The organism is Bacillus nakamurai (assembly GCF_001584325.1).
GTDB classification, from domain to species: Bacteria; Bacillota; Bacilli; order Bacillales; family Bacillaceae; genus Bacillus; species Bacillus nakamurai.
The window spans coordinates 138,107-144,106 of record NZ_LSAZ01000004.1 but is presented as its reverse complement, the minus strand read 5'-3'; the positions used below and the strand labels follow the sequence as shown (position 1 = coordinate 144,106).

Annotated in this window: 9 protein-coding genes and 1 pseudogene; 8 read left to right on the top strand and 2 right to left on the bottom strand. The window is 44.6% G+C overall.

Going from position 1 to position 6,000, the window contains the following annotated elements; genetic code table 11:
- Nucleotides 1-308: 308 nt before the first annotated feature.
- The 7 genes from ant(6) (at nucleotide 309) to AXI59_RS02950 (ending at nucleotide 4,172) form a co-directional block, all read left to right on the top strand.
- Nucleotides 309-1,172, top strand: a complete 864-nt coding sequence (ant(6), locus tag AXI59_RS02980; RefSeq protein ID WP_061520245.1) for an aminoglycoside 6-adenylyltransferase — start codon at nucleotides 309-311, stop codon at nucleotides 1,170-1,172.
- 193 nt (nucleotides 1,173-1,365) lie between these two features.
- Complete coding sequence (locus AXI59_RS02975) at nucleotides 1,366-1,614, top strand: spore coat associated protein CotJA (protein ID WP_061520246.1); 249 nt, start codon at nucleotides 1,366-1,368, stop codon at nucleotides 1,612-1,614.
- On the top strand, nucleotides 1,598-1,861 hold the full coding sequence (gene cotJB, locus AXI59_RS02970) for a spore coat protein CotJB (RefSeq protein WP_061520247.1): 264 nt from the start codon (nucleotides 1,598-1,600) through the stop codon (nucleotides 1,859-1,861). Before AXI59_RS02975 ends, cotJB begins: the two co-directional genes overlap by 17 nt.
- Before the next feature lie 14 nt (nucleotides 1,862-1,875).
- A complete protein-coding gene (gene cotJC, locus AXI59_RS02965; protein WP_061520248.1) occupies nucleotides 1,876-2,445 on the top strand; it encodes a spore coat protein CotJC in 570 nt (189 codons plus the stop codon).
- 91 nt (nucleotides 2,446-2,536) lie between these two features.
- On the top strand, nucleotides 2,537-3,070 hold the full coding sequence (locus AXI59_RS02960) for a GNAT family N-acetyltransferase (protein ID WP_061527340.1): 534 nt from the start codon (nucleotides 2,537-2,539) through the stop codon (nucleotides 3,068-3,070).
- Between the two features lie 51 nt (nucleotides 3,071-3,121).
- Complete coding sequence (locus tag AXI59_RS02955; protein WP_240491479.1) at nucleotides 3,122-3,385, top strand: YesK family protein; 264 nt, start codon at nucleotides 3,122-3,124, stop codon at nucleotides 3,383-3,385.
- Between the two features lie 97 nt (nucleotides 3,386-3,482).
- On the top strand, nucleotides 3,483-4,172 hold the full coding sequence (locus tag AXI59_RS02950) for a DUF421 domain-containing protein (RefSeq protein WP_061527338.1): 690 nt from the start codon (nucleotides 3,483-3,485) through the stop codon (nucleotides 4,170-4,172).
- A 30-nt stretch (nucleotides 4,173-4,202) separates the two neighbouring features.
- On the opposite strand, the gene hmoA is transcribed toward AXI59_RS02950, so the two are convergent.
- Together hmoA and AXI59_RS02940 are read right to left on the bottom strand one after the other, a co-directional pair.
- Complete coding sequence (gene hmoA / locus AXI59_RS02945; protein ID WP_061520252.1) at nucleotides 4,203-4,529, bottom strand: heme-degrading oxygenase HmoA; 327 nt, start codon at nucleotides 4,527-4,529, stop codon at nucleotides 4,203-4,205.
- Nucleotides 4,530-4,612: 83 nt separating this feature from the next.
- Entirely contained in the window at nucleotides 4,613-4,975 is a 363-nt protein-coding gene (locus tag AXI59_RS02940; protein WP_061520253.1) for a VOC family protein, read from the bottom strand.
- Nucleotides 4,976-5,139: 164 nt separating this feature from the next.
- Here AXI59_RS02940 and AXI59_RS02935 point away from each other — a divergent pair.
- A pseudogene (locus AXI59_RS02935) lies at nucleotides 5,140-6,000 on the top strand (STAS domain-containing protein).

Sequence of the window (6,000 nt, the reverse complement as noted above, 5' to 3'; positions counted from 1 at the left end):
CGGTTATGGCGGGGGCTATGGCGGTTATGGCGGGGGCTATGGCGGATACCATCATTACCCGTTCCATCATCGGGCAGGCCAGTATGCCTAATTTTATTATAAGAGAAAGACACTCTTTATCAGCAAGAGTGTCTTTCTCATGTTCTTAAAGCTGGATTTATACTGTTGGATCAAGTCGCAGAGAAAATCATCAATCAACAAGTACATAAGGTTTTTCTGCACTGCGTCCAGTAAAATGAATTTCATAAAATTTCTTTTAGGTTATTTGGGGAAAAATCAATATTTTAAAATGTCAGGAGGTATTATGTGTGAGAAGTGAGAGCGAAATGATGAAAATCATTCTTGATGTTGCAAAAAAGGACGAGCGAATCCGCCTTGTCACTTTGGAGGGTTCCAGAACCAATAAACATGTACCGAGAGACCGATTTCAAGACTACGATGTTTCTTATTTTGTGACCGATATGGACTCTTTCACGTCTGACGATGGTTGGCTGGATCAATTTGGCGAAAGAATGATGATGCAAAAACCTGAAGATATGGAACTTTTCCCTCCAGAGCTAGGAGGCTGGTTTTCCTATTTAATGCTTTTTAAAGATGAACATAAAATTGATTTAACGTTAATCCCCGTAAATCAGGCAGAGCATTACTTTGAAGAGAGTGATGGTTTGGCGGAAGTATTATTAGACAAGGATGACCGAATCCGCCGCAAAATTATTGCGGCTGATGAACAATATCATATCAAGAAACCAACTTCCAGGGAGTTTGATGATTGCTGTAATGAATTTTGGATGGTTTCAACCTATGTTATTAAAGGATTAATGCGTAACGAAATACTGTATGCGCTGGATCACATGAACGGCATATTAAGACCTAATGTATTGCGTATGATTGCTTGGAATATTGGAATAGAAAATAAGTCCTTAAGTGTAGGAAAGAATTACAAGTATATTCAAAAATACATGAAAGCAAAAGACTGGGAAACCCTGCTGAATACTTATGTCGGCAATACTTATGAAAGCGTGTGGAAGGCATTATTTGATTGTTATGATCTCTTTAGAACATATTCAAAGTCAGCGGCTTCTGCATTAGGGTTTAAATATCCTGAGTATGATAAACAAATTACGGATGATTCGTTGAAAAACTATGATCGTTTCCATCAGAGTTTTAATTGATAAAATTGTTACTTGAAATTCCAAATCAGTCACATTGAAGTCCGTTCTTATGAGCGGACTTTTTTGCTGCTCAGATCGTGCCTTTGTGCATGCTGAGCTCTTTTTGGGCGAAATGATCCTGAACCGCAAAGGCATAAATGCCTTTCCATGTTCATACCTATTAAGGTCATGTGTTTCTGAAAGGAGGATCGTCATGAAAGAAAATGAGCCGTTTACACCGATCAAATCCTATAAGCCCTTCCACAGCAGGTTTGATCCGTGCCCGCCGATCGGCAGAAAGTATTACAGTACGCCGCCGCAGCTATATATGAGGTTTCAGCCGTATCATTTAGAGCAATTTTCTCCGATGGAGGCGTTAAAGAAAGGAACCCTTTGGAAGGATCTGTATGATTTCTATGATAATCCTTATCGGGGGGGAATCGAATATGGCGAAAAAGATTGATGATGAATATTATCGGCTGCTGGAGCAAATACAAGCGGCGGATTTTGTCTTGGTGGAACTGACGCTTTATCTTGATACGCATCCTCATGACCGCCTCGCGCTTCAGCAGTTTCATGAATATTCCCGGTACTCGAAGCAGCTCAGAAAACGGTTTGAGCCGGAATACGGCCCGCTTCTGCAATACGGCGTCAGCCAAGCTGGGGCGCAGTGGGATTGGAGCCGCGGTCCTTGGCCATGGCAAGTATAAGGAGGGATCAGTGAATGTGGATATATGAAAAAAAACTGCAATATCCTGTCAAAGTCAGCACGTGCAATCCGATACTTGCCAAATATCTCATTGAGCAATACGGCGGGGCGGACGGCGAATTGGCCGCGGCGCTCCGGTATTTAAACCAGCGCTATACGATACCTGATAAGGTCATCGGTCTGCTAACTGATATCGGCACGGAGGAATTTGCGCACTTAGAGATGATTGCGACGATGATTTATAAGCTGACAAAAGACGCGACGCCCCAGCAGATGCGTGACGCGGGGCTTGGTGATTATTATGTCAATCACGACAGCGCGCTATTTTATCAAAATGCGGCCGGTGCTCCGTTTACTGCAACCTACATACAGGCGAAGGGGGACCCGATCGCTGATTTATATGAAGATATCGCGGCAGAAGAGAAGGCAAGAGCGACATATCAGTGGATTATTGACATTTCAGATGATCCCGATTTAAATGATTCCCTTCGTTTCTTGCGCGAGCGGGAAATCGTCCACTCTATGCGCTTCAGGGAAGCGGTTGAGATTTTGAAGGAAGAACGCGGCAAGAAGAAGATTTTTTAAAACGGCCCTCTATGATGAAGGCTGTTTTTTTCTGGCCAGGGTTTGTTTTATAATAAAGGTGTTAAATATTCTGACAATACAGGAGGCCATTATGACACCTTTTACGATTACAAACGATAAAGCCGGGATCTTCCAAGCATCTCTTGCACAGCCGGATGATGCTCAAGCGGTCATGGAACTGCTCGTATCGGCGGCGAAATGGCTTCGCGGAAAAGGGTCTGATCAGTGGAGCGGCCTTTTACACGGTGAAGATACGCATAATATGCGCGGCTCGGTCGCCGATGGGCATGTTTTTTTATTCAAACGGGACGGAGAACTGGCCGGTGTTGTCATGCTGCTTCCCGAAGCGAGCGAGTGGGGCAGACAGCTGTGGGGCGAAGACGGCCATGGGGAGTCTGTGTATTTGCATCGGCTCGCGATTGACAGGCGGTTTGCCGGCTGCGATCTGGGCCGGACCATTCTATCTTGGGCTGAAACGGGCGTTTATTGCCCGGGAAAAACGAAAATCCGCCTTGACTGCGTGTCTGAAAATAAGGCGCTTCAATCGTTCTACAGCCAGATGGGGTATGAATCAAAAGGCAGCACCGCGGACTATCATTTGTTTGAAAAAGAAATAGCAAAATAAAGGGCTGCGTTTTTTACATGATTGGGGTGCGGAAGCAGGGGCTATTTTTATTTGATCGGTTTGTTCGCGTTTTGTATAGCAGGCGGGATTTCCGCTTTCCTCCGCAGAAAATGGCCGAAAAAGATGTGGCCGGAATGGCTGTTGGCCATTTTGGCTCTTCTTGCTTTCGGAATGGTAGTATACAGTATTTTCGGAGTCGGCGGCTGGGAAGGCATGGGCCTCGGGCTGCTTGCAATTTTTGCTGGGTTCGGTGCTGTTGCCGGTTATGTCGCAGAGGTGTGCTTTCGAATCGTCAGATCAGGCCGCAAACGGTAAACGCGGCATAGGCTGCGTTTTTTGTGTATTGAGCCGCTGTATAGAAAACAGGCGAATGTCCATAATGGTAATGACTTTTAAGAAGTAGGTGCTAATTATGGGACATTTAATCACAGTTGCTTGGGAATTAGTATGCGGTTTGGGCATTTTATTTGTGATTTTAAAATTGTTAGGAAAGACACAATTCTCACAAATTACGCCGTTCGATTTCATATCCGCGTTAATTCTCGGCGAATTGGTCGGTAATGCGGTGTATGACAAAGGGGTCAGAATATGGGAAATTATTTTCGCTTCTCTTTTATGGGGCGTTTTGATTTTTCTCATTGAACTGATTACTCAAAAAGTAAAAGGCTCGAGAAAGCTTTTAGAGGGCGAGCCGAATATTGTCATCCGCAAAGGAAAGCTCAAATATGATGTGCTGAAAAAGAATAAACTGGACATCAATCAATTACAAAGCCTTCTCAGACAGGCCAATTGTTTTTCCATTCAAGAAGTGGAATACGCAATTTTAGAAACAAACGGCTTAGTCAGCGTGCTGCCGAAATTTATCCACGATACGCCGACAAACGGAGATTTGCAGATCAAGCCGAAGCAGGTGACGTTACCAGTCACGCTCATCATTGACGGCGAGGTTCTGTATGAAAATCTTAAAGAAGCCGGGTTGGAAGAGCGGCAGCTGGAAGAAGAGCTGAAAAAGCGAAACATCAGCCGGGCAGAGAATGTATTATTTGCGGAATGGAAGGCTGATAAACCAATTTATGTTCTCCCTTACGAGGAGAAAAAGTAAAAGAGCTTTGCCTGCGGCAAAAGCTCTTTTTTATTTCCCGTGCACGCCTTGTTTTACGGCCCTCACATGGTACATGCCGACATCTGTCCCCAGCATGTAATCAGGCTTGGGCTTGCCTTGGTTTGCTTTATGGGCTGCTATGTGGTCCGCGCTTTTTTCCCATTGCTTCCAATGGTCTTCGGATTCCCAGCGGATCATCACGACAACTTCTTCATCGCCGCGGCGGACTTTTTTCTCAAGCACCGTTACGTCTATTAAGCCTTCCTGCTTTTCAATGACACCTTCAGAGCTGAATCGTTCTATGACTTTATCGGCATGTCCTTCTTTTACGGTCATTTTTCTTAATTGCACGAACATATGAAATCTCTCCAATCTTTTTCTTGCTTCATATATTGTAAATGAAAATGATTCTCAAAGTCAATGAACATGCCGACCGGGTGTTACGCCTTCAGCAGGAAGACATTGTCGTCTTCATCTTTAAATTGAACAAAGGCGCCCCACTCCATTTGTTTCGGTTCATCTAAAAACGTGACGCCGTTCTTTTTCATTTGTTCGTATGCGGCAAAGACATCCTCGCACTCAAATACGATAGAAGCTTTCATATGTTCTGACCCTTTCATCATCGCTTTCGGATAGATGACCAAATGAGTATCGGCACCCTTTGGCGCCACCTCAAGCCAGAATGCATTCGGGCCCATCGGCTGCTCAGTGACGGCCTCAAACCCTGCTTTTTCTGTCCAGAACTTCTTTGCTTTTTGCTGATCATCAGTGTAAACGGCGACTGTAGCGATTTTTTTAATCATCATATTGACCTCCTGTTTCATTTCTCTTTATAGTGTATCCTGCAAACGAAAAAAGCAATCGATTGCCCTCAATGTGTTGACTCGCCTCCATTGCCTCTAGTACGATTGGCAATTCCTATTTATAATTTAAAAATAGGACAAACGCGTGAAAGAGGAGACGTCATTTGAACAAAGACCAATTACTTCATCATTATATTATCAAACATTCGGCTGAGCTGACTGAAAGCTGGCTCAAGCTGAGACGGCAACTGAGAGGGCGGTTTTACTCTGCCGATCAATTACGCCCGGAAATGAAGGAGCTGTTAATCGAACAGCATACCTTTACGAATACAACCATTGCGAGTGCTTTTTTAGATGATCCGGCCATATTTCAAAACAATAAGGAAAAATGAGCCGCAACGGTAGCGAAAAGCAGGGTGGAGCAGGATGCGCATGTTCACGAGGTTGTAGAAGCGATCGGCAATTCACGAACCGTTTTTTGGGATGCGGTCACCCGTTTTATGGATGACCATTGGGACATTATTACAAACGAAGACGCCCGCCGATGGAATCATCTCGTGAACAGCTCATTTGATCAATTAATCACCGATTTTACCGAGCAGTACCAAAATTTAATGATATCGAGACTGTCATCTCAGCAGGAGCTGATTTTAGAATTGGGATGCCCGGTCATTTCAATCGCCGATAACGTCGGTATTTTGCCGCTCATCGGCACGATTGACACGAGACGGGCGCGCGTCATTTTGGATACGGTTCCGGAAAACTGCGTCTCGAAACGAATTACAAGCCTTGTGATTGACCTGTCCGGTGTGCCGATTGTGGATACAATGGTGGCGCAGCAATTGTATACGCTGTCTCAAACATTATTTCTGCTAGGCATCAAAACCGTCTTTTCCGGTATACGTCCCGATGTGGCGCAGACATCCATCCAATTGGGGCTGGATTTTTCCGAATACCAAACCTATGGAACGCTGGAGCAGGCGCTGGCCAGTATGGGCGTCAGATGCATCATTGAGGAAATATAA

Excerpts from the sequence above, each read along its gene's own strand:
- AXI59_RS02975 (WP_061520246.1), top strand. The coding sequence starts at position 1,366 with ATGAAAGAAAATGAGCCGTTTACACCGATCAAATCCTATAAGCCCTTC.
- cotJB (WP_061520247.1), top strand. The coding sequence starts at position 1,598 with ATGGCGAAAAAGATTGATGATGAATATTATCGGCTGCTGGAGCAAATA.
- cotJC (WP_061520248.1), top strand. The coding sequence starts at position 1,876 with ATGTGGATATATGAAAAAAAACTGCAATATCCTGTCAAAGTCAGCACG.
- AXI59_RS02960 (WP_061527340.1), top strand. The coding sequence starts at position 2,537 with ATGACACCTTTTACGATTACAAACGATAAAGCCGGGATCTTCCAAGCA.
- AXI59_RS02950 (WP_061527338.1), top strand. The coding sequence starts at position 3,483 with ATGGGACATTTAATCACAGTTGCTTGGGAATTAGTATGCGGTTTGGGC.
- hmoA (WP_061520252.1), bottom strand. The coding sequence starts at position 4,529 with ATGTTCGTGCAATTAAGAAAAATGACCGTAAAAGAAGGACATGCCGAT.
- AXI59_RS02940 (WP_061520253.1), bottom strand. The coding sequence starts at position 4,975 with ATGATTAAAAAAATCGCTACAGTCGCCGTTTACACTGATGATCAGCAA.